Origin of the sequence: Pelosinus fermentans DSM 17108 (assembly GCF_000271485.2) — a bacterium.
In the GTDB taxonomy this organism is placed as follows: domain Bacteria; phylum Bacillota; class Negativicutes; order DSM-13327; family DSM-13327; genus Pelosinus; species Pelosinus fermentans.
The window spans coordinates 2110497-2137213 of record NZ_AKVN02000001.1 but is presented as its reverse complement, the minus strand read 5'-3'; the positions used below and the strand labels follow the sequence as shown (position 1 = coordinate 2137213).

At 39.1% G+C, this 26717-nt stretch carries 25 protein-coding genes; 2 read left to right on the top strand and 23 right to left on the bottom strand.

Annotated features, from left to right (window positions below; genetic code table 11):
- Positions 1-152: 152 nt before the first annotated feature.
- The 16 genes from FR7_RS09590 to FR7_RS09515 form a co-directional block, all read right to left on the bottom strand.
- Positions 153-992, bottom strand: a complete 840-nt coding sequence (locus tag FR7_RS09590) for an ABC transporter permease (protein WP_007936487.1) — start codon at positions 990-992, stop codon at positions 153-155.
- A 49-nt stretch (positions 993-1041) separates the two neighbouring features.
- The gene (locus FR7_RS09585) at positions 1042-1824 is read right to left on the bottom strand and encodes an ABC transporter permease (protein ID WP_007936486.1); all 783 of its coding nucleotides are present in this window, start codon (positions 1822-1824) and stop codon (positions 1042-1044) included.
- 33 nt (positions 1825-1857) lie between these two features.
- Entirely contained in the window at positions 1858-3123 is a 1266-nt protein-coding gene (gene nifB, locus FR7_RS09580) for a nitrogenase cofactor biosynthesis protein NifB (RefSeq protein WP_007936485.1), read from the bottom strand.
- A 197-nt stretch (positions 3124-3320) separates the two neighbouring features.
- Positions 3321-4196, bottom strand: coding sequence for a nitrogenase iron protein (gene nifH / locus FR7_RS09575; RefSeq protein ID WP_007936484.1), 876 nt, complete (start codon positions 4194-4196; stop codon positions 3321-3323).
- Positions 4197-4358: 162 nt separating this feature from the next.
- The gene (locus tag FR7_RS09570) at positions 4359-4685 is read right to left on the bottom strand and encodes a hypothetical protein (protein ID WP_007936483.1); all 327 of its coding nucleotides are present in this window, start codon (positions 4683-4685) and stop codon (positions 4359-4361) included.
- A gap of 1 nt (position 4686) precedes the next feature.
- The gene (locus FR7_RS09565) at positions 4687-6051 is read right to left on the bottom strand and encodes a YeiH family protein (protein WP_007936481.1); all 1365 of its coding nucleotides are present in this window, start codon (positions 6049-6051) and stop codon (positions 4687-4689) included.
- A gap of 182 nt (positions 6052-6233) precedes the next feature.
- Positions 6234-6839 (bottom strand): TIGR04100 family radical SAM protein, encoded by a 606-nt coding sequence (locus FR7_RS09560; RefSeq protein ID WP_007936475.1) that lies wholly within the window; start codon positions 6837-6839, stop codon positions 6234-6236.
- Positions 6830-7876 (bottom strand): uroporphyrinogen decarboxylase family protein, encoded by a 1047-nt coding sequence (locus FR7_RS09555; RefSeq protein WP_007936473.1) that lies wholly within the window; start codon positions 7874-7876, stop codon positions 6830-6832. The genes FR7_RS09560 and FR7_RS09555 overlap by 10 nt, the downstream gene beginning before the upstream one ends.
- 159 nt (positions 7877-8035) lie before the next feature.
- A complete protein-coding gene (locus FR7_RS09550) occupies positions 8036-8449 on the bottom strand; it encodes a NifB/NifX family molybdenum-iron cluster-binding protein (RefSeq protein WP_007936472.1) in 414 nt (137 codons plus the stop codon).
- Between the two features lie 67 nt (positions 8450-8516).
- Positions 8517-8996, bottom strand: a complete 480-nt coding sequence (gene tsaA, locus FR7_RS09545) for a tRNA (N6-threonylcarbamoyladenosine(37)-N6)-methyltransferase TrmO (RefSeq protein WP_007936464.1) — start codon at positions 8994-8996, stop codon at positions 8517-8519.
- A 133-nt stretch (positions 8997-9129) separates the two neighbouring features.
- Positions 9130-10446, bottom strand: coding sequence for a nitrogenase component 1 (locus FR7_RS09540; protein WP_007936462.1), 1317 nt, complete (start codon positions 10444-10446; stop codon positions 9130-9132).
- Positions 10430-11911, bottom strand: coding sequence for a nitrogenase component 1 (locus FR7_RS09535; protein WP_007936461.1), 1482 nt, complete (start codon positions 11909-11911; stop codon positions 10430-10432). The genes FR7_RS09540 and FR7_RS09535 overlap by 17 nt, the downstream gene beginning before the upstream one ends.
- A 227-nt stretch (positions 11912-12138) precedes the next feature.
- Entirely contained in the window at positions 12139-13245 is a 1107-nt protein-coding gene (locus tag FR7_RS09530; RefSeq protein ID WP_255348797.1) for a purple acid phosphatase family protein, read from the bottom strand.
- Positions 13246-13257: 12 nt separating this feature from the next.
- Complete coding sequence (locus FR7_RS09525) at positions 13258-13602, bottom strand: hypothetical protein (RefSeq protein ID WP_017531329.1); 345 nt, start codon at positions 13600-13602, stop codon at positions 13258-13260.
- Positions 13603-13667: 65 nt separating this feature from the next.
- Entirely contained in the window at positions 13668-14690 is a 1023-nt protein-coding gene (locus FR7_RS09520) for a ThiF family adenylyltransferase (RefSeq protein WP_007936458.1), read from the bottom strand.
- Positions 14687-15844: an aminotransferase class V-fold PLP-dependent enzyme gene (locus FR7_RS09515; protein WP_007936457.1), complete on the bottom strand. Its 1158-nt coding sequence runs from the start codon at positions 15842-15844 to the stop codon at positions 14687-14689. Before FR7_RS09515 ends, FR7_RS09520 begins: the two co-directional genes overlap by 4 nt.
- A gap of 464 nt (positions 15845-16308) precedes the next feature.
- On the opposite strand from FR7_RS09515, the gene purB reads away from it, so the two are divergent.
- Positions 16309-17667 (top strand): adenylosuccinate lyase, encoded by a 1359-nt coding sequence (purB, locus tag FR7_RS09510; protein WP_007936455.1) that lies wholly within the window; start codon positions 16309-16311, stop codon positions 17665-17667.
- Positions 17668-17858: 191 nt separating this feature from the next.
- On the opposite strand, the gene FR7_RS09505 is transcribed toward purB, so the two are convergent.
- Positions 17859-19196, bottom strand: coding sequence for a nitrogenase component 1 (locus FR7_RS09505; RefSeq protein WP_007936453.1), 1338 nt, complete (start codon positions 19194-19196; stop codon positions 17859-17861).
- Positions 19196-20698 (bottom strand): nitrogenase component 1, encoded by a 1503-nt coding sequence (locus FR7_RS09500; protein ID WP_007936452.1) that lies wholly within the window; start codon positions 20696-20698, stop codon positions 19196-19198. The genes FR7_RS09505 and FR7_RS09500 overlap by 1 nt, the downstream gene beginning before the upstream one ends.
- Before the next feature lie 571 nt (positions 20699-21269).
- Between FR7_RS09500 and nifH (FR7_RS09495) the strand changes: the two genes are divergently transcribed.
- Positions 21270-22091 (top strand): nitrogenase iron protein, encoded by an 822-nt coding sequence (gene nifH / locus FR7_RS09495; RefSeq protein WP_007936450.1) that lies wholly within the window; start codon positions 21270-21272, stop codon positions 22089-22091.
- A gap of 179 nt (positions 22092-22270) precedes the next feature.
- Here nifH (FR7_RS09495) and FR7_RS24445 read toward each other — a convergent pair whose 3' ends face one another.
- From FR7_RS24445 to FR7_RS09470, 5 genes are all read right to left on the bottom strand, one after another.
- On the bottom strand, positions 22271-22696 hold the full coding sequence (locus FR7_RS24445; RefSeq protein ID WP_007936446.1) for a nitrogenase component 1: 426 nt from the start codon (positions 22694-22696) through the stop codon (positions 22271-22273).
- Positions 22675-23568 carry a nitrogenase component 1 gene (locus FR7_RS24440; RefSeq protein WP_007936444.1) on the bottom strand — a complete coding sequence of 298 codons (894 nt, stop codon included), beginning with the start codon at positions 23566-23568 and terminating at the stop codon, positions 22675-22677. The genes FR7_RS24445 and FR7_RS24440 overlap by 22 nt, the downstream gene beginning before the upstream one ends.
- The gene (locus tag FR7_RS09480) at positions 23569-25035 is read right to left on the bottom strand and encodes a nitrogenase component 1 (protein WP_007936438.1); all 1467 of its coding nucleotides are present in this window, start codon (positions 25033-25035) and stop codon (positions 23569-23571) included.
- Between the two features lie 252 nt (positions 25036-25287).
- Complete coding sequence (locus FR7_RS09475; protein WP_007936437.1) at positions 25288-25632, bottom strand: hypothetical protein; 345 nt, start codon at positions 25630-25632, stop codon at positions 25288-25290.
- 237 nt (positions 25633-25869) lie between these two features.
- Complete coding sequence (locus FR7_RS09470; RefSeq protein ID WP_007936436.1) at positions 25870-26715, bottom strand: MetQ/NlpA family ABC transporter substrate-binding protein; 846 nt, start codon at positions 26713-26715, stop codon at positions 25870-25872.
- Positions 26716-26717 lie beyond the last annotated feature (2 nt).

The window sequence follows — 26717 nt, the reverse complement described above, 5'->3', positions numbered from 1 at the left end:
AAGAAATTACTACTAGCTTTAATTGTCGAAAGTATGAATAACCATATCCGAAGGTTTAATTTTACCTTTATGAAGTATTTTTCTCAGCCATCTTCATTCCCCTCTTACAACTTTTTCATTAACTACGCAGGTCACATTCACTCATTTACCTTTTAATATTCCGCAGGACGTTCTTGCCAACTAAGCAGCCTCCCTTCCAATACAGTAAATAAATAATTCAGAGACAATCCTAATATTGAAATCGTAACGGTAGTCGCAAATAATTTAGGAATTTGATAATTAGTCTGGGCATTGAATACTAACCATCCTAATCCACTGCTGGCACCGATCATTTCAGCAGCTATCAGCATGAAAAATGCAGTAGCACAACTGGTTTTTAAACCATGAAAAATACTGGGTAATGCAGCCAATAATACAACCTTGAAGAACAGCTCCTTCCCCGTTACGCCCATAGAGCGAGCAGATTTAATCAATAAGCTATCCACATTTTTAACCCCTGTGGTCGTATTAAGCATAATTGGCCACAGGCACACCCAGAAAATCATCGCTACTTTAGATATTTCACCAATACCAAACAATAAAATAAATACAGGAAACAATGAGAATGGATTTACCGCATTTAACAAACGTAGAACAGGAGTTACAATACGTTCAAATAATTTAAATCCGCCTCCTAAGAAAAATCCTAATGGAACACCAACAATAGCAGCAAGTATAAAGCCAACAACAGCCCTAAACATACTCGTTTCAATATGTTTGGTCAACACTCCGGTTATCAGTAAATCCCAGAGTGTACTTAACACAAGGCTGGGGGGCGTAATGAATGTTTCTGGAACCCAACCGGCACGAGGAGCAATCTCCCAAAGCACCAGAAAGATAATAATGGATATCCCATTATGTAAAATATTTAGAACCCGATTTAGAACTTTGCGAAATATATTTAGTTTCTTTTCATTACCACTTGCTGTAACTTTATCTAACACAATCTCCATACTCCTTCTCCTTTCTAATTTAAATCGCTAGCAAATCTCCATGAAAAATTTAATTTTCTTTTCCTGCATGCTTCCAATCCACAATACTATCTTCCACGTAATCAATTAAATAGGTGATGAATACCCCCAGTGCTGCAATCGTGATAACGCCAGCAAATAACCTGGGGATAATATTATTCATTGCCGAATTATGAATTAACCAGCCCAAACCAGCACTGGCTCCAATCACTTCAGCCGCCATAAGTAAAAGGAAAGCAATGGTTGCCCCAGTACGCACACCAGTGAAAATAACAGGGGCCGCTCCCGGCAGAAGAACCTTACGGAAAATGATGAATTTATTTGCACCGATAGAACGTGCACTTTTTATATATAAGGGATCGACTTGCTGAACACCGGAGATCGTAGTAAAAAGTACCGGCCAAAGAGTAGACCAAAAAATAATACTCACTTTCGCACTTTCTCCAATTCCAAAGAACAACATAAAAACAGGAAATAAAGAGAAACCGTTAATTTGTCCAAATAGGCGAAACAATGGTCTGAGTTGCCTTGATAGCGCTGGAAATACCCCTCCTAATATAAATCCCATAGGAACGGCAACAACAATAGCAAGAACCAAGCCAATAACTGTTCGCTGTAAACTGGCAGCAATATGAATAAACAAAGAACCATCAGAGGCTAGTATCCACAAAGCTACCAGTACTTCTGATATGGGTGGTATAAATTGCCCATCTACTACTCCGATACGAGGCAGAATTTCCCATAGCAGAAAAAAAGTAATAATGCCGGAAAAATCAACAAGTCTCGCAGTAAAATCTTTAAAACTCTCTTTCATTTATTTCGTCCCTCCTTCTCCTTCATTTATATTTTATCGATCAGCCAACTGACTCACTGCATACTGCAGTCCATTATTTACAGTGTCACAATATTCCACGCTATAAATTTCCTTCTTATTTAACCGTTCCTTAGCATGATGACCAATTCGCATCGTTAAAACTGCATCACAATCCTGCAGGGCATTAATAATGTTATCTCTTTGTACTTCACCACTGTCGCATTCTTCCATGCCGGAACAAAATTTTTCCACAGAGCGATTTTCCACTATTTTAAAATCTTGACCATCTCCTTGATAGATAATAAATTTTGAGGCATGACCAAAATGCTGATCAACTAACTTACCATACTTAGACGTCACAGCAATTTTGTATTGCTTTTTCTTAAGATTCTGTGCTGTTTTCACCTCTGCAGTCTGACGGTTGCACATACGAAATTCCTGGGACCGGTCTTCGTTTAATAACCCTATTGCATCAGCTCTGCATTGCTGACAGTGACGCATTTGCTGAATATCCAGCTGACAAACATTTCTAAGTTCATTTATTTCTTTCATGCTCGTTTGAGAAAAATGCTCAAATGCGCTGCCAGGTGCAGGAATTAAAGGCATAATATTCGTAACAAAAACACCAAGTTCTTTAACCTTTTTTACTACTGCAGGGATATGATGATCGTTTATACCTTTGATCATAACAATATTGATTTTTACCAAAACTCCTCTTTTAGTTAAATATTCAATCCCTGCCAATTGATTTTTCAAAAGCAACTTTGCTGCCTCAACACCTTCATAGCGTATTCCTTTATAAACCACAAATTTATAAATTTTGGCTCCAATCTCTGGATCTAACGTATTTACGGTCACCGTAACATGCTGAACGCCAAGCTGAATAATTTCTTCCGCATACTCTGGCAGCAACAACCCATTCGTCGATAAGCAAAATGTAACATCGGAATTGACAGCTTTTATATTTTCAAAAGTTTGCTTTGTCAGCTTCCATTCGGCTAAAGCGTCCCCTGGACCGGCAATGCCAACCACACTAAGCTGATCAATTTTCTCCTTAACCCATTCAAATTTATCTAACGCCTGATCCGGTGTTAGAACCTCACTCGTTACACCAGGACGGCTTTCATTTACGCAATCAAATTTACGGTTGCAATAGTTGCATTGTACATTGCACTGCGGTGCTACAGGCAAATGCATACGCGCATATGTATGATGCGCTTCTGCGGAATAACAAGGATGTTTTTTTGTTTTCTCTATTATCTCTTGGCTTTTTGTAGTACCTGGGCAAACGCAACTCATATAAATACTCCTTCTTTCTATTTCATCTATCTTACTCTCGTGGAAAGCTCCTTGGTAAAGAAGCTTATACCCCCAAATGAACTCTCTTTTTTCTTAGACTGAAGGCTACAGAAATAAATCATTTCTGTAGCCTTCAGTTTGTCTGACCAGCTTGTTAGTTTCCTGACAAGTTTACTATTTTCAATTGTATCTATGGATTAAATAGCAGCGGCTCTGCCCCGCACTTCACCAGTTTCCATTGCTAATAAATGATCCGCCCATTTAGAAGCCCAGTCTCTTAATTCCGCAGTATCCAGAGGTGATGGAACCTTTGATTCCGTAGTTTCATATACTTTTTGTGCCAGCTTACTGTAAACTTTACTTTGTTCTGAATCTGGGAAGGCTTCCACTGAAGTTTTTCCTTGAAGCTCTGCCTGGGTTACGGTTACAGAACGAGGAACATATTCTACAACACGTGTTTTTGTTCTATCTACAAAATCATCTACAATTTCTTTCGCATAAGGTGCATTAATTGAATTTGCAATTAATCCTCCCAGTAGAGCACCGCCGGAATTAGAATACTTCTTAATTCCTTTGAACAGGTTATTTGCAGCATAGATGGCCATAAAATCAGAGGACGATACAGTAAATACATGTTCAGCAATCCCTTCTCGTATCGGAACAGCAAATCCACCACACACAACATCGCCTAAAACATCATAAATGACTACATCTAAATCAAGTTCTTCATAAACCTTTAACTGCTTTAATAATTGAACGGAAGTAATAATACCTCGACCTGCACACCCTACTCCTGGAGCTGGGCCGCCAGCTTCTACACAATAGACTCCATTAAAACCTTGAAATATCACATCTTCTGCTTTGACTTGAGATTTTTCACGCAAGGTATCCAGTACGGTAGGGATGTAAGTTCCGTCACGCAGTGTATTCGTGGAATCTGCTTTTGGATCACACCCAAACTGCATAACCTTTAAACCCATTTTCGATAAAGCTGCACTAATATTGGAAGTCGTGGTAGATTTACCAATTCCACCTTTTCCATAAATAGCGATTTGTTTAATTTTTTTACTCATTTTTAGTCCTCCTATAATTTAAAAATAAAAAGGCTGAGGAACACTTCTAAATAGAAATGTGTCCACAGCCTTTAGTCTAATAACTAATCAGCAATAATATAAAGTTGCTCTTTGTATTATTATACTCAATGATTTGAAAAATGCAAGTGTTTTTTTATTTTTCTATAACATTCCCCATTTACGAGTGTATTCCAAATACACTTGAAACTCTGAATCATGGAATCCCTCTTGTAATAAATATATCTTAGCAGCTTGCGCTTCTACTTTTGTTGATTCAGCAATAACAGAATCTTGATTGGCAGTAAAAGTAAATCCTTTTTCTGCTAATCTCTCCATCATCGCTGCAACACGCTCACTGCGTTCTGCCAGTTGATGACCAAAACTACGAACGCAATTTGCATCAATTTCGCTGACCTTTTTGAGATTATTAGTATCTAACTCTTCCCTGTTAATGACCTTCATCGTAATACGTGTAATATATTCTACCATTTTATTTTATACTCAGCCAATAACTTGCAAATACTTCATTAGACAGCCAATATCCCAAGGGTACATTAACGATTACACCAAGGGTAAAAGCTGCTAATGGCTTCCATCCTACGGATGTTAATTCACGAAATCGTGTAGTAAAACCGATGCATAAAAAGGTCCATGTAAATGTCCAGCCACGCAGCGTTTTAAGAGTGCCAATAATATCTTTAGAATAGGCCGCACCCGCTTTCTGATCCAGGAAAGAGATGACTACGGTAGTGAGGATAGAGGCAATAAAAAAGCCAATGATAAATTTAGGAAATCGATTCCAAATTTCCTTTTTATCAATACGTTCCGAGTCTTTCGCACTTTTCTTTTCCCATACCGTAACGGATAAAATTGCCACTAAAAATGCCCATATACCAACAAACATGTCTCGCCCTACTACCTTCATCAAGGTAAAGGTTTTAACCGCCCGTTCATCACCAATTGCTTCAGCAGCGGCAAACCCAGCTGCATCAGCAAATTCTGATGTTCCGATCCAAGCACCAGCAATCCCTGGTGCTAAACCTAAAGATTTTGCCCAAAAGGGTAATAAGAAAATCATAGCAACAGCCCAAATAATAACCATTGAAATCGCTATTGAAACATGCTGCTTCTCTGCTCGGCAAGCTCCGCCAATTGCGATTGCCCCAGATACACCGCAAATAGAGCCACCAGCACCAAGGCAAGCTCCTAAACGGGGATCTAAGCCAAACAATTTGGTAGCTGCAAAATAAATAATACCAAAGGTTACGACAGATACAATTAGAGCCTGAGTAATTGCCGCTGGTCCTGCTTTAAGTATAATGGTAAAAGGCAGTGTGGCCCCCATCAAGACAATACCCGTTTTAACGTAATATTCAGTACGCAAAGCCTGATGTAGCCATTCAGGAAGCTTCATCGTGTTGCCAAACAATAAACCGATTATTAGTGCTAATAGAGGGGTTTCCAACTGCATTTCTTTAATAAATGTATTAGATCCTAAAACAGTAACAAGAATTGACGCCACAAACAATGTTGTAAAGCCAGCTATGAATTGTCTAACATTAAATCCTAGAACTTTAGCACCAATACCAAAAACAGCTGTGAAAAAAACATATAAATAAATAAGTCCAAGAAAACTTTTCCCTAGTCCACCAGCTAACTTACTAGCATCATTAGACCAACCGGGAATAGCAACAGCCATTGTCGTAAAAAATTTACTGCCACCAGTAAAGAATGTAATAGTGGTTAAGATAACAAGACCTAAGGCAATAATAATCGCCCACGAATCTTCCTTTTTCAGCCACCTGCCCACCTCAGATTCTTGCTTCGTCTTTTTTGATACTTCAATTTGGCTCACTTGTAGACACCCCCAATTTTATTTTCATAACCTACTAACTGAGCAGAAAAATAAAAAAGGCTAACGAACCCCCTGTTAAGGAATTCCTTAGCCTTCAGTTATCTGATCAGCAGAAAGATATTCAATTACTTGCTATGATAGCACAATCCATATTGGAATGTCAATATATGTAATTCATCAATTTATGGTACAAATTTTCTTACTTTAAAATCTACACCGATCTTTTGAGCAATCGCTCTGCAAGCCCGTATGTCATTATCGCACATCACATTAACTACTGATAATGCCACATGTGGAACATACCTTTTGCACTTAACCGCAAAATCTAAAAGGCCATCAAAAGATGCCTCACCATAATCAGATCGACACAGTTCCTGATAAATCTGCTTATTTTTTGCATTAAGACTAATCGAAACAGAATCAATTACTCCATTCAATTGTGAAGTAATATCAAAGCCACAAATTAAATTTCCATGACCATTCGTGTTAATACGAATGGGGAGCTGATATTCAGCTTTTAGTTTCTTGCATATTTCAATAACATCATAGACCCTCATCATAGGCTCTCCGTAGCCGCAAAATACGAATTCTTTATACTTAGAAATATCATACCTTTGAATATCGGCAATTACTTCATCAATAGTAGGTTCCCGCTCCAGCCAGAGATTCTTTCCATCCATGACACCATCTGCATTATTTCTTACACAAAAAGAGCAGTGACTGCTGCACCGATTCGTAATATTAAGATATAAAGAATCCTCCAATTCATAAGTGATCGTCATTGACATGTCTTCATCATCCTTTTATATTTCGATCCAGCAGCAATAAATGCCTGCACATTTGCTAAGGGAACACCAGGTGGAATATCGCATCCAGGCATTACTACAAAACGATCAGTATTTACGTGCTGCAACGACTCTATTACAGCTATTTCAACCTCCTCCGGTGACTTATCTTTTAATATGACAGGATTTACATTGCCGGCTAATGCTATTTTCCCATTTAATGCTTTCTGAGCCAAGGGCAAATCAACTTTATAATCTACTGATAATAAATCCACACCTAATTCTGGAGCCAGGTGAATACGATCTTTAATATTGCCGCATATGTGCAGCGCAATTAAAGCCTTATGTTCTTTTAACTTACGAATTACTTTTGCCAAATAAGGCGCAATAAATTCTTCAAAATGCCTTAATGATATCAAATCTCCTGATGCCGTAGGTTCAGCAATCGACAATATGGCTGCACCTTTATCAATAGCTGGAGCCAGATAGCGAAAACAGATTTCTGTCATTAAGTCCATTAAGGCATGTATGCCTTGTTTATCTTTATATACACCTGTCATCAGCTTCTCCACACCATAAAATTGTCCCGCCAGTGTAAAAGGTCCCCAGCTTGATGTCCCGACCAAATATTGTTCTCCGCTCTTGTCAGCCACATCTCCAATGATCCAGCGAAGATTAGCAATCCATTCGTGCTGATCCAACTGTTCGAGATGAAGTTGATCTAAATCAGCAATCCTGTGGAATAAGGGCCGCAGCACATCAATATTTCCAAAATGGCGAAACTTCACTTCACCTCCGAATACATGGACTAATAAGTTGTGATAGCCAGAACCTGGCCAAACAATATCGGATTGTATAATCTGGCTCATTTCAACAATACTCTCAGAAGCAATTTGAGGCTGCTTGAGAACATCTAATAAAGAAAAATCTTTTTGTTTAAAGGTCCAAGTCCCTCCGGATAACAAAGACACTGGCAGCCGCGTTCCGCTTCCCCGCCCCTTACCGACTATTGAATTTAAAATGATTTCCTTGTTATTCATCAAAATCCCTCTCTTCTTTCCCGACTTTTTAATTCTGCACCATTCTCATTCATTGTTTATCAACTTGTAAAAAAGAAAAGGCCAGTGCAGATTATACCTCCGCCCTAGCCTTCAGTCTGCACACTGATCCCTATCATTATTTTTTTTTGCATCAAAGAGCTATTTGCATCCCTGAGAAGATCCCCCGCAAGAACCAGTGCCACAAGATGATTGACAACCAGCGGACCGCTTAATACTATTTTTTATAAATTTCCCTCGTTTTCCATAAGCTTGCAATGCTTTTTCAATGGAACTATTAACTGACAGAGCAAGAATTCCCTTATTTCTCAACTCTTGCTCTGCTCCGGGCCCGATTTGCTTTGCCAGCACTACTTCCACATCAGTAAGCAAATCGGCTGTCGTACTAGCAATATGGGCATGCACATTCTGAGAGTTAGGCGAGATATTGTCACGACTCTCAAGGAATGTATATTCTCCTTTTTCATCCACTTCATAAATCAAAAATTCTTTCGACCTGCCAAAATGTTCATTAATAGAGATTCCATCCGTACTGGCAACAGCAACCTTAGACATAATACCACTCCTCTTATTTATTCTGTTTATTAAAATGCAGCCAAAGTAAACCCTTGGCGCATGACATTTATTCAACAAAACGACCATCGTCTTTTGTTGTTGATAACTTATGTAAATTTTTCTCAAACCACCCAGTCCGCTCTGGTTTCCTTACATCAAATTCCGCTACGTAGGGTTTGATATCTAAAAGGGGCGTTCCATCTACAATATCTACATCCCGAATATAGAGTTTATTTTCTGCCACTTTGAGAAGACGCACTATGGAAAACCCAATCGGATTGGGTCTGCTTGGCGATCGGGTAGCAAAAACACCATGTAAATTAGTATCTAGAAATGGTTTTACCAGCAAGGAAGACTCTTTCACTAAATGAAAATGATATAACAAAATAATATGAGAAAATCCTTCAATATCTTTCAATCCTTCCACATATTCTGGATATATGCTGATCACACCATCAATATCTTGTGCTGCTGGTGACTGAATGGGCGTTCCTTTTGGTTCTTTAAAAGGCGACTGAACAATGCCAATCTCTCGATACGTAATCATGTTTCCTACCTCTTTTACTATTTATATATACATCATAACAAAAAGACTGCATTCCAAATTACCTGGGAAATACAGCCTCTAGTTCATCACCTAGTCAGTTGCTTCTAAAGCTATGTACTTATGATATCAATTCCTAACGGTATGTATCCAGGACTTTTCCATAAATATCTTCAATTACCCGCAGTCCGCCATTATAACCGGCATAACCGCAATTTAAAACAAGTCGATAAGCAACAGGTACACTTAGGATTAGAAGGTCACCACCAATTTCTGTAGCCAAATCCCTTTCCCAGGCACTTCCCACAATCAAGGCTCGATGTTTATGATCATCCTTTCTAATTTCCTCTTGAATAGCACCAGCGTCAACATTGAAACTGACTTTGGCAGAGCGTAGAGAAGAAATCTTATTAAATTGCTCCTGAATGGCTTCCTGAAATTCTTCTGGCGTATCATCAATAATAAATTGTTTGGCTGGAAGAATACCAAGTTCATTTAATAAGTATTTTGAAAGACCAACCCCATAGGAAGCATCTAAAATTGTATAAAATCTTCGTGGAAGCCCATACCTGAATTCCAATATAAAATCAGCCATACGTTCAATATGCATATAAAACTTTTCTTCTTCTTTTTTAATAAAGGCTTCTGCATAACTTCTATCAATACCAGTAACCTCAGCAACCTGTCGCAAGAATTTCGTTGTTTCCTCACCACCAATGGGTAAATAGGGGAAATGAATATAAGGAGTCCCATATTTTCCCTCTAAGTACTGAGCAATTCCCAGGCCTGCCCAGGCGCTAATAACAACATTATATTCAGCTTGGGGAATACTTTGCCATTCGTTGATGCCACCAGATTCTGCACCAAAAAGAATATTAACCCCAAGACCTATCCCTTCCAAAATTCTCTTAATTTCCTCTAGATTCCCATTCCAGAAAGGATCTTGATAAGGAACCGTAGCAAATACATTCACCAGCCCTTTGATTTTGTCCGTTCCTTTTTTAAATTTATCTACATATTGATCAATAATAGCTTTAACCACGGTCTCATGGCTCACATAATTATTGCTCTTAAAGCCACCTGTTTCAACATATACAATTGGTCTATCCTGTTCTTGGTAAGCGCTTGTCACCTGCCCGATATCATCCCCGATAATATCAGAGGTGCAGCCAGTCAATACAACATAAAGATCTGCATCGATTACTTTAAAAGCACCCTCAATCACATTACCTAATTTTTGTTCGCCGCCAAAAACAATTTCAGATTCACTTGCATTTGTACAAGGTACAGTATTTCCACCTGCGTATCCCTCACCTTGCCCAAGAAGTCTGTTGATTTTATCACCGCAGCCAGGTCCGGAATGCAAAATAGGAACCGCTCTTTTTATGGCAATCACAGATTGCTGTGCGCCTAAAGCACAAGAATAGCGCGGTTGTTCAATAAATTTTAACATCTAAGTCACTCCTAAGAAAAGAAAATGGATCTTGCTCCAACCACCATTTGGTGTAAGGCATCGTACTGTGTTTAGCAAGGTTAATGACAAACTCTTTGTTATCAAGAGATTCTAAAATTCTTTCGGCATAGTTTAGAACCCCTTGATAGCCAAAGCTGAGTTGTTCATCGCCAATTAAAAGGGTAGGAATCCCCAATTTTGCTCCCCACATCGTCATACCGCCATGTCTGGCAATCATGATATCAGGTCTTACTTTATTTAAAATATTAACTAATTCATAAGCTTGTTTGTTACAAACGTTATAATTGGGAACATCACCATAGGTATTGACAGCATGAGCCAATGCATCTGAGACCACATCACCATTATCATAAATAGGATCATGGTGAAAAATTGCCGCCCCCTGCACGGTCATTCCCAATTCCTGCAAAAGTGCAATTAAAGCATGCCCGTGGGCAGCACCAGCCGTTAGATAGGCTGTTTTACCCTGAAGTTTATTACGATATTCCTCAAGCTTCGGCAATACGCGTTCATGCTCCTTAGCAATCACCTCTTCAATCTCCCCTTGGCTGTCAAGAACTCTGCCGATTTCTCTCATCCAGCGATCCGTACCCGCTATACCATAAGCAGGCGGCGATTTGATCTCAGGCACACCATAAACCTGTTCTAAAGCAGCGCCAATATAAGTCCCAAGGGTGGAACAAATTTGAATGGTAGCTGCCGCTTCTGAAATATGTTCCAACTGGGCTACTGTTGAAAATGGAACAATATAGTCTACTTCATACCCTAGTGGATTTAAGAGTTCGTCAAATATTTTACTTCCCCAAAAATTTATAACATTAACCTTATTTGATTTTTTCTCTGGCGGCTTTACAAGCTTTCTAACAATGGAATGATATGCCGCATCAAACCCTGTAGTCCAAATCTTTGATTTAAAACCCTCGCAAAAACAGGCGATTACAGGGATCCCCAATTCTTCTGATAAGTCATTTGCAACACCTTCCACATCATCTCCAATAATTCCAGATGCACAAGAAGTTGTAATGAAAATCGCATTTGGCCTGACTCTTTCATAGGCTTTACGAATCGTATCAGCAAGCTTCTGAGTTGCACCAAAAATAGTATCTTGCTCTTCAATATTTGTACTGAAGTATCTTCCTATTACCGGTGAAAGATCTCTTTCCATTTGACCCACCCGATATACAAAATTAAAAGTAAAGAAATCTCCAGCACAACCGACTGGAGCGTGGTTGACAACAATAGCGTCCTGAATCATGGAAAATTGACAAAACGCATTGCCTGAGCTGCATCCCATACATTGGCTAAAACTTCTTTCACTTTCTTTCAACGTACCTGCGCGCGCGCACCCAACCAGTTCACCTGCAGTTCCTGCAAATCCCGTAATAGACCCCAGACGTGCTTCTCGGGTTTGAACCTCTGATGCTTTAAGATTAATGACACTCATACCGAACCTCCTAGTTAATCAGAAAATAAAGAGGCTTCGAGCAAAATACACATTTTGCTCGAAGCCTCTGTTGTTTCATACAGTCAGCTTACACAACGCCACTTATAAAATTTAAATAAATCATATCATTGATTATTATAAAAGTCAATTTAAGCAGTCTTGTCTTTCAATACTGCTTTCTCAGTATTTCTGGAACCAATCCTATCCCTTCCTAGCATGTATGTCTTTTATTCCGATAATTTCTCAATTTTCCAATCATCTATTACAGAACCTTGCCCGGTGAACACCTTTACCTCCATACTCGAATGTTTTACTTCTACTGTAAGATAGGTCGGTTCATCTAAGGGATTATAAGCTTCATCCCATGGCTTAGCCTTTGAACTCTGATATGCTTTTGTACCACTTTTCCCGGCAGTAACATAAATTGTCCCTTGGCTGGCACCATCCACCTTCTCATTATTATACAAAGGATAGGTCCGAGCATATACCTGTTCGTATCCCGAGAAAGCAATATCAACATGATATGTATCGAAAATCGGCACAAAGGCGTTCTTACTATCATCGTCGATAGCATTTGCTTGATTGCTATAAATCGGCTGGTGAAAAACTGCCACTTTCCATTTTTTATTCGTATTTTGCAGATCTCTTTCTAACCATGCTTTTTCTTCCCTCAATACATCTGAAAAGGAACAGCATTCTTCATTCATTTGGCTATCAAGCATCACAAAATGTACATCACCATAATCAAATGAATACTCCTTTCCTTTCAAATGTTCTGGACCATTAGATGGCAGTTTAAAAAGAGTTTGGTATAATATCGGCTGAGATATTTTTTTATCTTTTGTATAGGTTTCATGCTTTCCTAATACTGTCATAGCCGGAATGGTATCAATAACTCCTTTAGCGGCTTCCAGCCAAGCGTTCCATTGCATGAAATCTTGTCCAACAGCCACTAAATTTCCCGTATTAATAAAAAATGCAGCTTTTGAATTGTTTTGAAAGGCCTGATGCAAAGTGGCACCCCAAGTGCTGTAATCAACACTTTGAGAATCACCAAAAATGAAAAATGTAAAGGCAGAAGAACTCTTAGGTGCAGTTGTGAATTCGTACCAATCAGTCCATATGTTCCCATATCCTACCCGATAATAATAACAGGTTCCAGGTTTTAGTCCAGTGAGATTCACTGAATGAATACTCATATCTCCCGCATTAGTTGATAATTCCTCTACAATTGAAGTAACGGTTCTAGTATCATAGGGAAGAGGTCCCTCCGTAAACCTTTCCCCATATTCAATAAACCCATCTTTAGCATCTTTATCCATTCGCCATGTTATGGCCTGGGTTGTCTATGGATCATCCCTCCACGTTAAGGTGATATGATCTGGAACGGCACTTCCCAAGGACGCCGCTGAGAAAAGAAAACGTACACTCGGAACAATCATAATGACAATCACTAATGTCATGATCCATAAGCTACGTAAAAAGATTTTCTTCAGCACAGAACTGCCCCCTTTCAAATGAACATGTTGATAGTGCTCCAATGTAGAATGCTCTCCTGATGCTACTTTTATATTATAATGATTTCCATAAAAAAAGATCAAAGCAAACTTGGCCGTAACCAAATTTATTTTGACCTTTAGTTTTCTAATCAGTCTTATAGCATACATATCATTTTTAACTATTTTTGTCAATCATTTTCACTTAATTGATTTCCTTATAGCAAGCAATATACAACGTGTAATGCATTGCATATTGATCACAATCCAAAATACTCTGTATAAAGGGCCTTGGCTTTATTTTCATTTTCAACATTTTTGATAATCGCCCGTCCATCAGCAAAAAGAGTTATTTCTATCTCATGAATTTTCAAACGCAAAAGAAAACGATTGGATTGAATTTCTCCTACATGAGCCAAACGCTTTAGAAGATCGGTAAAATCCATCTTGCGTACCTGACCTGGCACAATCTGCACCGCCTTTTGTCCACATAGCAAAGTCGTATAGGTTCCTTTTTCTTTAGTAAGATAATGATATTCATGTTTAACACAGGCAGGACAGTCTGATTGCCTCGATAGCTCTTTGCTATGAAAAGAGTTATTCCAAACATCAATGAAAAGGGCTGACTTTCTGATATCAGAACTGCCAACCAGTATTTTTAAAGCTTCTGCAGATGCATAAGATGAAATGATACCCGTAATCATATTCAGCACTCCAACTGAACTGCAGGTGCCGCTAGCCCCTGTTTCTGGTATTCCAGGCATGAAGCATCGATAACATGGAGTTTGTCCTGGAATCATGTTCGCAGTAAGACCATAACTCCCCAATACAGCCCCGTGCACCCAAGGAATATTCTTTTTTAAACAGATATCATTTAAAAGGAAGCGAGTCTCAAAATTATCGGTGCCATCCATAACAAGGTCAATATCCGTTAACAGCGTTTCAATATTTGCGGCATTCACATCGCTGACAATTGCCTCTAGTGTTATTTCTGAATTGACCTTTTCCAAATGCTGAGCAGCTGCAACGGCTTTAGGTAGTTGCTCACGAACATCCGCTTCATCAAAAATCGTTTGCCGCTGTAAATTGCTTAGCTCTACAAAATCACGGTCAATTAAGCGTATATATCCAACCCCAGCTCTCACCAAGTTATTGGCAACTACAGTTCCCAGTGCTCCTAAACCAATGATCGCCACCCGACTGTGCCCAATCTTCTCCTGACCTTCTGGACCAATACCTTGAAAAATAGCTTGCCTGGAGTATCGTTCTGGTACATGTATCATTTCATTTCCTCCACCAATTCTTTCCCAATCGCAGTAATTGCCTGCAAACACGTTTCTATTTCTTCTTCTGTAGTAAAATAGCCTGGACTAATACGGATTGTGCCTCCCTGCAAGGTTCCCAGTACTCGATGAGCATCCGGGGCACAATGCAGACCTGGACGGACAGCAATTTGAAAGGATTTATCCAAAATCATACACAGCTCATTCGCACTGATCTGCTCAAGATTAAAAGACACAACAGCAGCTCGCTGCTGTCCCAATGGCGGACCATAAAGCACCACTCCCGGTATTTTCGCCAAACCTGCTACTAACAGATTTGTCAATTTTCCTTCCCGCTGCTTTATCTTTTCCATACCGGTTTCCATGATATATCGAATTCCGGCTCCAAGTCCGGCAATTCCTGAAGTATTAAGTGTGCCGCTCTCATATCGTTCTGGTAATTCATCCGGTTGTTCTAAAGACTCGGAATGGCTGCCAGTACCGCCTTCACGCAAGGTTTTTAGCGTAATCCCCTTATGGACATATAGCCCGCCAACACCCTGACAGCCTAATAAAGATTTATGACCTGGAAAAGCCAAAAGGTCAATTCCCATTTCCTGCACATTGATTGGAAAAACACCTGCAGTTTGAGCACAGTCCACTAAAAAGGCAACACCAAACTCTTTTGCAATTTTTCCAATTTCCCCAATGGGATTTAACGTACCAGTCACATTAGAAGCATGAGTTATGGCAATTAACTTGGTATTTGCCTGAATAGCATTCTGAATCTCCCGGAGAGAAATTCCATTAACAGGCGATGTCGCCACCTTGGTAACAGTTACTCCATTTTTACGCAGCGCTTCTAAGGGGCGAGCCATAGCATTATGTTCCATAGAACTGGTAATAACATGATCACCTGGCTGCAACAATCCTTTTAAAGCCAGATTAAGAGAATCAGTAACATTTAAGGTAAATACCACCTGAGACGGATGAGGAATCGCAAACAATGCTGCCGCTAATTCTCTTGTTTCTTGAACCAGCCTGCCAGCTTCAATTGCCATGGTATGCCCCGAACGGCCAGGATTTGCTCCGATTTGCCGCATAACCTTGTCAACCATTTGATATACGCTTTCCGGTTTAGGCCAAGAGGTGGCAGCATTATCCAGATAGATCATAGAAACTACACCTCCTAACTATTAAACTACAAATCTAAAAAAGACTAAGACATCTCCTTTGTTAGGATACAACGATCTTAGCCTTAAATATTTTCTCAGTCCTAATTTTGTTTCTAAATTACTAGTCGCTTAAATATTACTGCATTTGGATTTAGAATTCAAGTCCTTTTTAACTCCAGTACTTATTAACTTTATCTGTCAAGTCTTTAAAAAGAACCCTTGATAAATATCTTAAACCTAGTGTATTGGCCGCAAGCACTGTTGCTTTCGTTTCTATCACTATCTTTTTTGACAATATATATCGAAATACGATATTTCTTCTTGGAAAAAGTTTGACTATAGTGATAAAATAATACTAGCAACCCAAAAATGTATACAGTGCGTCATGCATTTGACACCCTATCTTACGCTTACGCTGCTTACTTAGGGTTTTTACAAAAATCTATAGAATAAAGAGGGTATTTATGAGTATTAAATCTTTAACTCCGCTTGACGGACGCTATGAATCTGTTACCAAACCATTAGGCGACTTTTTTTCAGAATGGGCATTAATGAAATATCGCACCCATATAGAAATTGAATGGCTGATTACCATGGCATCTAACCCCGCATTCAAACAAGTACGAACTTTTACATCTGACGAAGTACAGTTGCTGCGAAAGATTGTTACTACTTTTGATGAGGAAGTTGCTTTAAAAATTAAGGCGATCGAAAAAATTACGAATCATGATGTGAAAGCTGTTGAATATTTCTTAAGAGATACACTGAGTACGACTTCATTATCTGATGTTCTTGAGTTTATTCATTTTTCTTGTACTTCTGAGGATATCAACAACTTATCCTATGCATTAATGCTAAAGGACGGAATCCATACAGTTTGGCTGCCAGCAGCTAAAAAGCTTGCTGCCGAAGTGGCAAACAAGGCCGAAACCTTAAAAGACGTTGCAATGCTGGCACATACTCATGGACAATCTGCGTCTCCTACCACTATGGGAAAAGAGCTTGCTGTATTTGTATACAGATGGAATCGACAGTTGAAACAAATCCGCAGTCTTGAGTTTCTAGGAAAATTCAATGGAGCCGTTGGTAACTTTAACGCTCATCAAATTGCCTATCCTGAAATCGACTGGGAAAATGTTGCCAAGAATTTCGTCGAGGGACTGGGTCTGGAATACAATCCGCTGACAACCCAAATAGAATCTCATGATTATGTTGCAGAGTGTTTTCATGCCATCAACCGTTTTAATAATATTGTCCTGGATTTTGACCGAGATATGTGGCTGTATATCTCTTTGGGTTATTTTAAACAAAAAACCATAAGCGGTGAAGTTGGCTCATCAACCATGCCTCATAAGGTCAACCCTATCGATTTTGAGAACTCAGAGGCAAATCTGGGGCTTAGTAACGCGCTACTGGATCATCTTGCAAATAAACTGCCTATATCCCGCTTACAAAGAGATCTTAGCGACTCCTCGGCGCAACGCAATATAGGAGCTGCCATTGGATATTCTCATATAGCCTTGTCTTATGCTTTAAAAGGTTTTGGCAAAACCCTGGCTAATAATCAGGTTATTGAAAGTCACTTGACTGATGCTTGGGAGGTCCTATCAGAAGCTGTACAAACCGTGATGCGTAAGCATGGACATACGAATGCCTATGATAAGTTAAAAGAAATTACTCGAGGAAAAGCAATTGGGGAAGCAGAAATTCGTTCTTTTATCGAAAGCGTAGAGTTGCCAAAAGAAGATAAAACTCGCTTACTCGCTTTGACGCCGCAAAAGTATATCGGCTTGGCCGTAGAACTGGTTAAGCACATAAAGTAAGAAAACGACAATACTCTAAAATGAACTGCCGCCTTCAATCCAGGCGGCAGTTCATTTTTTTCTTGCTACTCAATTGATCCTCTCTTCTGTCAAAACTAAACTGCCAACCTAAGAGTCTCACTTCCAGTAATTAAAGCAGATGATCAAGCAACTATTAATGATTGATTCCTAAGATATTGCCAATTATTTCATTAATAATTGGAACTTACCAACACAGAAAAAATATCTTCGGCCAAACGTAAGGCTCCATTATAGCCGATGTAGGTGCTATTTAATATAAATCGATCCGCAACAGGAAAAGAAACACTTAACTGATATCCATTCAGCTCTTTCGCGATCATTTGATCCCAAGCACTTCCAAGAATTAGCGGTTTGCCACGAAACTTCGTTTCTCTTAACTTTTCACGAATGGTTCCACTGTCATTGGTAAATACGACGGGCGCAGAAATTGTTGGACTTAAATCTTTAAACTCTTTTTCTAAGTCTGCCTGATATTTTGCAGGAATATTATCAATGATAAACTGGGTTCCTGGCAAAAGACCAAGATCATTCACTAAGAATTTAGAAATTCCCAGTGCGTAAAAACTATCAGAAATTGTGATAAAGCGGCTCGGTAATCCTACCCGTGCTTGCAGTAAATAATCAGCTGATCTTTCAATATAATAATCATAAGGTTTTTCTAATTCCGCAATAGAGGCCTCCACCTGCTCTGATGGCAGTCCTGCATATTTACCAATAGCTCGCAGAAACTTACTTGTCTCAGTCGGTCCAATTGGCAGAACTGGATAATGTAAATAAGGAGTTTTAAATTTTTCTTCTAACTGCTGAACATTGGTTAAACCAATCCAAGGTGACAATAACAGATTAAACTGTGCTTTAGGGATCTTGTTGAGCGCATTCACTCCGCCGCCAGGTCCAAAAATAATATTGGCTTTTAAGCCAATCGCTTCTAGTAACTTACGAATTTCCTCTAAATTTCCGGTCCAGAAAGCATCATAATAAGGAACGATAGAAAAAACATTAACCAAACCAGGTTCTATTTCCTCTGATGGCTGCAAGTATTGATCAATAATAGCACCGAGTATTAATTCGTGTCCAACAAAATTATTGCCGCTAAACCCCCCTGTCTGAGCACAAACCACTGGTTTACCTTGCTTTTGAAAGCCTCTTGCCACTTCTGTGGAATCATCTCCCACAATATCAGCTGTGCACCCAGTAAGAACCACATATAAATCTGCATCCATTACTTCCAGACTATGAGTGATTAACTCTTTTAATTTTTTTTCACCGCCAAATATAACCTCTGCTTCGGTACTGTTGGTGCAGGGCATAGCATGCCCCCCTGCATAGCCAGTACCTTGGTAGCCATTCGTAGTGCTTAATGCTGTCGATAATCTTTGACCGCAGCCGGGACCAGCATGAAGAATGGGAACCGCCCTATCAATCGCCAAAACAGAATGCAGGGCAGCCAAAGCACAAGAGTATCGTACTTGTTCAATTACTTTAATCTTCTTAGCAGCTTTAGCCACTACACCACCGCCTTAGTAATTCTTTCTTTCTTCTTCGGAGGCGCCTCACCCAAAAATGTAAAGGCGTCTTGTTCTAACCACCAGTTCGTATAAGGCAGCTTAATTTTACTAGCAAGATATTGGACAAAAGTTGGATTGGCTAGAGTATCCGCAACGCGATTGCCAAAATTAATTAAACCTTGGTAACCGAAAGATTGATATTCATCATTAATAAAAATAGTAGGTATTCCTAGTTTCGCAGACCAAATTGCCATGCCAGGATGCCTGCAAACAAAAAGATCCGGTTTTAATTGTCTCAGTAGATTGTTGATTTCATGAACTTGAAGCTCACTGACGCAAGCAGGAATATCTTTTTCATTTTTAGCAAGATCTAAAATCGTAGCCGGAATCTCACCATAATCATGACGCTGATCAAAATGCCAGCTTGCTGCCCATACCACTTCTAAGGCAAGCTCTTGCAACAGTCTCGTATAATTTTGGGAAAAGCTTGGTCCCATACCAATGACCACTCGCTTACCATTCAGCTTCTCCCTTAATTCCTCTAACTCTGAAGCGATGGCAGCGGTTTCTTCCTCAATGAGTTTTTCAACCTCTTCTTCTCTTCCCAGTACCTTCCCTAATTCTCTTAGCCAGCTATTGATACCAGCGATTCCATGTGGTTGTAAGGATTTGATGTAGGGAACACCAAAATGTTCTTCCAGACCGCTGGCTAGATAACTTCCTAAAGTTCCGCAAAAGCTGAGAGTCGCTGCCGCTTCTGATATTTTGCTTAGTTGATCCACAGTAGTGAATTGAACGAGAAATTGTGGCACTAAACCTAAACGACCCAGTAATCGGACAACCTCTTTTCTGCCAATACCGGAAAAGTTAATAATATTGATCAGATTCGGGTTCTTTTTTTCGGCCGGTTTAACAATATAAGTCAAAATGGCGTGAAAAGCTGCATCAAACCCTGATGCCCACAGTTTAGAACGAAAACCTTCGCAATGAACAGGAACTAAGGGTACTGGTATTTCTTCTGCTAATCCTTCCAGTATTCCACTAATATTTTCTCCAATGATCCCGGATACGCAGGATGTTGTCACAAATATTACTTTAGGGTTAAACCGCCGATAAGCTTCTCGTATACCTTCTCGCAGTTTAGCAGCACCACCAAAGACAGTGGCTTCTTCCGTCATGTTGGTATTAATATAATTAATATTGGTATATTCCAGCTCTCTGGAAAATTGACCGCGGCGATTGTTTATATTACTTTGTATCGTATCTGAGCCGCATCCAATGGCACTATGACCAACTACCGCAGCATCTTTAATCAGCACTAATTGCCCCTGAGCACAACCTAAGCTGCAAGCAGTTGTTTGCGTAAACCCTCGCTCCCCACTTTTTAAAGAGCATCCACCAGCTTGCGTTGCCAAATCTTTTATAGAGCCTTTGTAACCAGTTATAGAAGACAATCTGTTTTCTCTTATTTGAGCTTCTGGTGTCGTAAGATTAATTGACATAAATTCAACCCCTTGTCATTTTTAATAAACTAATCATGAATACATGAAATATCTCTTTGGATTTAGTACAGCCTATTTACTCTGTACAAAAGAAAAAAGGCCAAAGAATATTCATTCTTTAACCTTCAGTTTATTAGCTGACCAGTTTCCTATCTGCTAGCTATCCTGGCAGAATTAGGTAGAACTGTATTCAATTATTATGAACAAATGGTATCACTAAGATACTATCCTGTCAATACTTATTTTTAAAAAAATCAAGAACGTCTCAGTACTAAAATGCTTTTCTTTATCTTGATTTTTGATTGCATTTTTTCGATCGTTTTTCTATTATTTGTACTTGACACTATTTATAAATAATGATACCATCTGTTTGAAACAATTGCTCATTATTTACCAGTTGTTAACATTAGTACCTCTAATTTAGCAACTCATTTGGTAGCGCTGATCAGTAGGTAAACTGAAGGCTATGTAGATACTCCTATCTACATAGCCTTTTTTTGTTTTTCTATGCCTTCCTATTCAAATGATTCATCATTGAAAATCAGCTAATTTTAAAAGGGGGATTTTAGTTATGAGACAAATTGCAATATACGGGAAAGGTGGCATTGGCAAATCCACCACTACACAAAACACGGTAGGTGCTTTAGCAGAAGCAGGCAAAAAAATCATGGTAGTTGGCTGCGATCCTAAGGCTGATTCCACCCGTCTACTATTACATGGCTTATGTCAAAAAACCGTGTTAGACACCTTGCGTGATGAAGGCGATGACATTGATTTAGATGATATCTTAAAGCCTGGTTATCTTGGCACGATGTGCGTTGAATCAGGTGGTCCTGAGCCTGGTGTGGGCTGCGCTGGCCGTGGTATTATTACTTCAATTAATATGCTGGAATCCTTAGGTGCTTATACACCAGATCTTGATTATGTTTTTTATGATGTCCTTGGTGATGTTGTTTGTGGTGGGTTTGCCATGCCAATTCGTGAGGGTAAGGCAGAAGAAATTTATATTGTTGCCTCTGGTGAACTAATGGCCCTCTATGCTGCCAACAATATTGCAAAAGGTATTCAAAAATATGCTGTTAATGGTAAAGTTAGATTAGGCGGCATTATTTGCAACAGCCGTAAAGTCGATAAAGAATATGAGCTTTTAAAAGCATTTGCGGAAGAAATTGGTTCCCAATTAATCTACTTTGTGCCTCGGGACAACCTGGTACAGCGGGCAGAAATTAATAAAAAGACAGTGGTTGACTTTGATCCAGAATCAGGTCAAGCAGATGAATATCGCGCATTAGCCCAAGCCATTGACACCAATAAATTATTTGTCATACCCAAGCCAATGACACAAGACCGACTAGAAGAAATTATGATGGAACATGGTTTTATGGATGCCTGAAGAAGAACTATGGTCATGAGAAAAAATTTTCACATCTAAAAGAATAAAAACATTTTGAACCGCGAAGACGCGAAGAACACAAAGGGGAAAAAGTACTAAAAACTTATACTTAAGCAAAGCCACCTTTTATAGAGGTGGCTTTGCTTATTTTACCTGCTGATTTACTTTTCCTACTCTTTTTAATTAAATCGTGTAAGTACTACAGAATAGATATCCTCAAGCAGCTTAAGCCCGCCACCATAGCCTACATAAGAACTATTGATAACAAGTCGTTCATTTACTGGCCAAGAAACAGATAAATAATGTGCCTGTGTTTGCTCTGCAACTTTTTTATCCCATGAACTGCCGATAATTAAAGGGTAGCCGCTAAAATAAGTCTCTTTGATTTCATTTTGTATCAAATGTCCATCAGATATAAATCCCACTTCTGCTTCTATATTCCAATTTAAGTCTTTAAAATATCCTCTTATCGCCTCCTGGTATTCTTCGGGTGCATTATCAGTAATGTATTGTTTGGAAGGGAACAAACCAACGTCATTTACCAGAAATTTAGTGATTGCCAAGGAATATTGCGCATCGGAAATCACGACAAATCGTTTTGACATAATTCGTGTTTCCAGAAATACATCAGCAAATCGCTCAATAAAATAATAATATTTTTTTCACTTTCTGTAATAATATTTTCCACTTTTTCTTTATCAATTCCAGCAAAATCGCCTACTTCCCGCAAAAATTTACTGGTTTCAAAGGCTCCAATGGGAAGAGTGGGAAGATGCAAATAAGGAGTCTGAAATTTTTCTTCTAATAATTTCACATTACTTAACCCCACCCAAGGCGATACAAGAAGGTTAAATTCAGCCTCTGGTATCCTATCAATATTTTTAATACCCCTATCATAACCAAAAATTGTATTGGGCGTTAATCCAAGCTGCGTAATCAAATTTTCCAATTCGAATAAATTGCCATACCAAAAGGGATCGTGCTGAGGGACACTCGCCCATATATTCACCAACCCTTTTGCTTTTTTATCTGCTGGTTTTAAATATTGCTCGATAATCGCTTGAATGACCCACTCGTGCCCTAAAAAATTATTTCCTTTAAACCCGGCTGTCGATGCAAAAACAACTGGCTTCTCCGCATCTTTGAAAGATCTGACGACTTCTTGCATATCATCACCAACAATTTCTGAAGAACAACCGCTTAATACAACATACAGATCCGCATTTACTATTTTTAAGGCATTTGTAATGACATCCCGCAGTCCTTCTTCCCCACCAAAAATTACATCTTTTTCGTTAAGATTTGTACAAGGAAAAATACGAGGTGCAAAATGCCCTGAACCGCCCTGGCTGCCTGACAATTTGTCAGCACAACCAGGTCCTGAATGCAAAATTGGCAGGGCTTTAGTAATGCTATGCACCGTTTGCATGGCTCCAAGGGCACATTTATATCTAGGTTGATCTAATATTTTTGGCATTTATTTTGAATCCTCCTTTAAAAAAGCTGCATGATTCTGCTGATACCACCAATCAGTGTAAGGAAGGGTAATCCTAGCTGCTAAATTTTTTTCAAAGCTTCGGTTGCGAATCGTATCGAGTATCGTCTGAGCAAAATCCAACGTACCACGATACCCAAATGTCTTATACTCATCTGCTAAAAAGAAGGCTGCAATCCCTTGTTTAATCGCCCACACCGTCGTACCAGGGTGCCTAGCTAGATAAATATCGGGCTGATAGGTATTTAATATATTAAGAATTTCAAAATTCTGTTGATCGGAAACACTTACTTTAAAATTATAGGGACTTTCTTTTTCCAAATACTCTACATGAGGCGGAATTTCATTGTTATCATATTTCGTATCATAATGCCATGAAGCCACCCATACTACTTTTATCCCAAGCTCCTGTAAAACACGCGATATTTGAAAAGCATAGCTGGCCCCCATGCCTAAAACGGCACGCAGTCCTTTGAGTTCTTTTTTTATTTCTTCAATTTTAGGCAGATATTTTGCCCTCTCCCGTTCAATATAAGCTTCCACTTCTGTTTCTTGATGAATCACACGACCTATTTCTCTTAGCCAAATTTCAAAACCGGCAATGCCTAAAGGATTGATTGTTTTTATATAAGGAACCCCATATTTTTCTTCCAGGGCATTCCCTAAATACGTACCTAATGTACCGCATATGGATACTGTAGCAAGGGCTTCGGATATATGTGACAGTTCCTCAACCGTTGAATTTGAATACAAGAAAAAAGGCTCTACACCGAAATTAGCAAATAGTTCAGTGATTTCTCCTCTAGCATTTTCATTAAAATTCTTAAAGTTAATGAGATTTGTCTTTCTCTGGGGTGGTTTTACCAGACTTGTAAGTACAGCATGATCTGCTGCATCAAAACCGGATGCCCATACTCTCGATTTAAATCCTTCACAATGGACTGCTGCTAAAGGAATCGGAATCTCTGATGCAAGTTCATTTATTACGCTATCCACATCTTCACCGATAATCCCAGATACGCAAGAGGTTCCGACGAAAATGGCATTGGGTTTATATCTGTTATATGTCTCCAAGATGATTTCCCGAAGACCGATGGTTGCACCAAAAATCGTATCATTCTCATCCATATCTGTTCCTAGAAAAATAGTATCATAGGCAAGTCCTCTCTTCGCTGCAAGCTGTGTATGAGCCACAATCGTTGCTGATGCCATTGCAGTGCAGCCTGAGGGCGCATGATTGATGATGGCAACATCCCGAATGTAGGCAAGCTGGCTCAAGGCGCATCCCGCATCACAAGAACTTGACTGACTAAAGCACCTTTCCCTTTCTTTTAGCGTCCCGCATCTGCTCTGGTTAACTAAATCATGAAGATCCCCTGCATATCCCGTAATCGATCCTAACCTGTTTTCCCGGGTGCCTGCTGAAGTTACGTTTAAATTAATCGGCATTAAAATTCCTCCCTAATTTACTCAATCCTATGAATTTCTTATACCATTTAGCCAATGACAACTCCCTGAAAATAATAGAAATTAAAACGGCTGCATTCCAACTCTATGGAACGCAACCTCTAGTAGGTAACTAGTCAGTTGCTCACAACTCTATTTTTATTCAATCCCGTATAGTACCTTTGCTCATGCCTGTTTATCCCGCCTTACAAATACTCTTGCCCTCCTTATTCTTTATTATGAAATTATCCACTCTCAGTTACTTACTTCACGAGCATAACGTTTTGCTTCATCCAATTGATCTTGGGTAAGCATAGAGTCTCGTAATTTACTGACTTTCTTACCAATAATTTTATCAAAAAAGCAAAAGATAGATGACTTGGCTGTCAGCTCTGCTTTCATAAAGCGGATACACCCATGACATTCATTGTTGCGCACTTTATGAGTTCGGGCATCAATTCCGTGCCACCAGGCCAAGATACGCATTCCTAATAACAATGGCTCTCGAACCAACCGAAACCACCAGTACCGTTTATAACACCATTTAGCAAGACGAGCTGCACAATTTTTGCAAACAACATGCGATAACTCCTGCACCATCACCTTGTCTCTCCTTTCTTGTTGGCATGTAAAAATGGATATAATGATTCACTTAATGATTTTATCTCATCCATTTATGCCATTTCTCCCTAATGTTATAACGATCTGCTAATCATTCAAAGACTACTTATGATAATACTATTTCAAACTGAAGGCTGAGCAGATTTGACTGCTCAGCCTTCAGTTCCCTCCCGAATCAAATATTCGTTAATCCAATCGTTAATTTCCATCACGTATTTAAAAGGCAGGAACCACAGCAACTCCGTATTTATCTTGGATGAATTTTTTAACATCAGGAGACGTTAAAACCTCTGCCAGTTTTTTAATTTCTGGTCGACTTTCTTCACCTTGTCTTACATACAAGTCATTTGCATAAGGAGAATTTGCATCCTCTCTAAAAATCGCGCTCTTAGGATCGATTTTCGCTTCGAGGATAAAATTAGTATTGATGATAGCACCATCAACATCCGGTAAGGATCTGGTAAGCTGGGCAGCTTCTACCTCTACAAATTTTATTTTTTTCGTATTTTCTACAATATCTCTAGGAGTAGCCGAGAAATTCGCAATACCATCTTTTAATTTAATCAATCCATTTGCTTGTAAAAGTGCTAATGCTCTATATTCATTCGATGGATTATTAGGAATGGCGATGGTAGCACCTTCTTTTAACTCATCTTTGCTTTTGATTTTTTGTGAATAAAAACCAATGGGCTCTACATGTACTTTCGCAGCTACAACAAAACTATAGCCCTTTTCTTTTGCTACTGACTCGTAATAAGGAACATGCTGAAAATAGTTGGCATCGATCTGCTTTGTTTGCAGTGCAGGATTTAATTGGGCTTCATCATCCAGCACAACTACTTCAAGATTAATACCCTCTTGTTTTAATTTTGGCTTAATAAAATTCAATATTTCAGCATGTGGTACTAATGCTGCCCCTACTTTGACTGTTACTTCTGTTTTTGCAGTGACAGCTGGGGTACTCTCTTTTTTACTTGACGAGCATCCCACCAATACACTGGCAGCTGTTACAACGCCGAGAATTCCGACTACCATTTTAAAGATAATACCTTTTTTCAACACAC

What these genes read in the sequence shown, in the direction of transcription:
- FR7_RS09590 (WP_007936487.1), bottom strand. Translation starts at nt 992, where the DNA reads ATGGAGATTGTGTTAGATAAAGTTACAGCAAGTGGTAATGAAAAGAAA.
- FR7_RS09585 (WP_007936486.1), bottom strand. Translation starts at nt 1,824, where the DNA reads ATGAAAGAGAGTTTTAAAGATTTTACTGCGAGACTTGTTGATTTTTCC.
- nifB (WP_007936485.1), bottom strand. Translation starts at nt 3,123, where the DNA reads ATGAGTTGCGTTTGCCCAGGTACTACAAAAAGCCAAGAGATAATAGAG.
- nifH (WP_007936484.1), bottom strand. Translation starts at nt 4,196, where the DNA reads ATGAGTAAAAAAATTAAACAAATCGCTATTTATGGAAAAGGTGGAATT.
- FR7_RS09570 (WP_007936483.1), bottom strand. Translation starts at nt 4,685, where the DNA reads ATGGTAGAATATATTACACGTATTACGATGAAGGTCATTAACAGGGAA.
- FR7_RS09560 (WP_007936475.1), bottom strand. Translation starts at nt 6,839, where the DNA reads ATGTCAATGACGATCACTTATGAATTGGAGGATTCTTTATATCTTAAT.
- FR7_RS09555 (WP_007936473.1), bottom strand. Translation starts at nt 7,876, where the DNA reads ATGAATAACAAGGAAATCATTTTAAATTCAATAGTCGGTAAGGGGCGG.
- FR7_RS09550 (WP_007936472.1), bottom strand. Translation starts at nt 8,449, where the DNA reads ATGTCTAAGGTTGCTGTTGCCAGTACGGATGGAATCTCTATTAATGAA.
- tsaA (WP_007936464.1), bottom strand. Translation starts at nt 8,996, where the DNA reads ATGATTACGTATCGAGAGATTGGCATTGTTCAGTCGCCTTTTAAAGAA.
- FR7_RS09540 (WP_007936462.1), bottom strand. Translation starts at nt 10,446, where the DNA reads ATGTTAAAATTTATTGAACAACCGCGCTATTCTTGTGCTTTAGGCGCA.
- FR7_RS09535 (WP_007936461.1), bottom strand. Translation starts at nt 11,911, where the DNA reads ATGAGTGTCATTAATCTTAAAGCATCAGAGGTTCAAACCCGAGAAGCA.
- FR7_RS09520 (WP_007936458.1), bottom strand. Translation starts at nt 14,690, where the DNA reads ATGATACATGTACCAGAACGATACTCCAGGCAAGCTATTTTTCAAGGT.
- FR7_RS09515 (WP_007936457.1), bottom strand. Translation starts at nt 15,844, where the DNA reads ATGATCTATCTGGATAATGCTGCCACCTCTTGGCCTAAACCGGAAAGC.
- purB (WP_007936455.1), top strand. Translation starts at nt 16,309, where the DNA reads ATGAGTATTAAATCTTTAACTCCGCTTGACGGACGCTATGAATCTGTT.
- FR7_RS09500 (WP_007936452.1), bottom strand. Translation starts at nt 20,698, where the DNA reads ATGTCAATTAATCTTACGACACCAGAAGCTCAAATAAGAGAAAACAGA.
- nifH (WP_007936450.1), top strand. Translation starts at nt 21,270, where the DNA reads ATGAGACAAATTGCAATATACGGGAAAGGTGGCATTGGCAAATCCACC.
- FR7_RS24445 (WP_007936446.1), bottom strand. Translation starts at nt 22,696, where the DNA reads ATGTCAAAACGATTTGTCGTGATTTCCGATGCGCAATATTCCTTGGCA.
- FR7_RS24440 (WP_007936444.1), bottom strand. Translation starts at nt 23,568, where the DNA reads ATGCCAAAAATATTAGATCAACCTAGATATAAATGTGCCCTTGGAGCC.
- FR7_RS09480 (WP_007936438.1), bottom strand. Translation starts at nt 25,035, where the DNA reads ATGCCGATTAATTTAAACGTAACTTCAGCAGGCACCCGGGAAAACAGG.
- FR7_RS09475 (WP_007936437.1), bottom strand. Translation starts at nt 25,632, where the DNA reads ATGGTGCAGGAGTTATCGCATGTTGTTTGCAAAAATTGTGCAGCTCGT.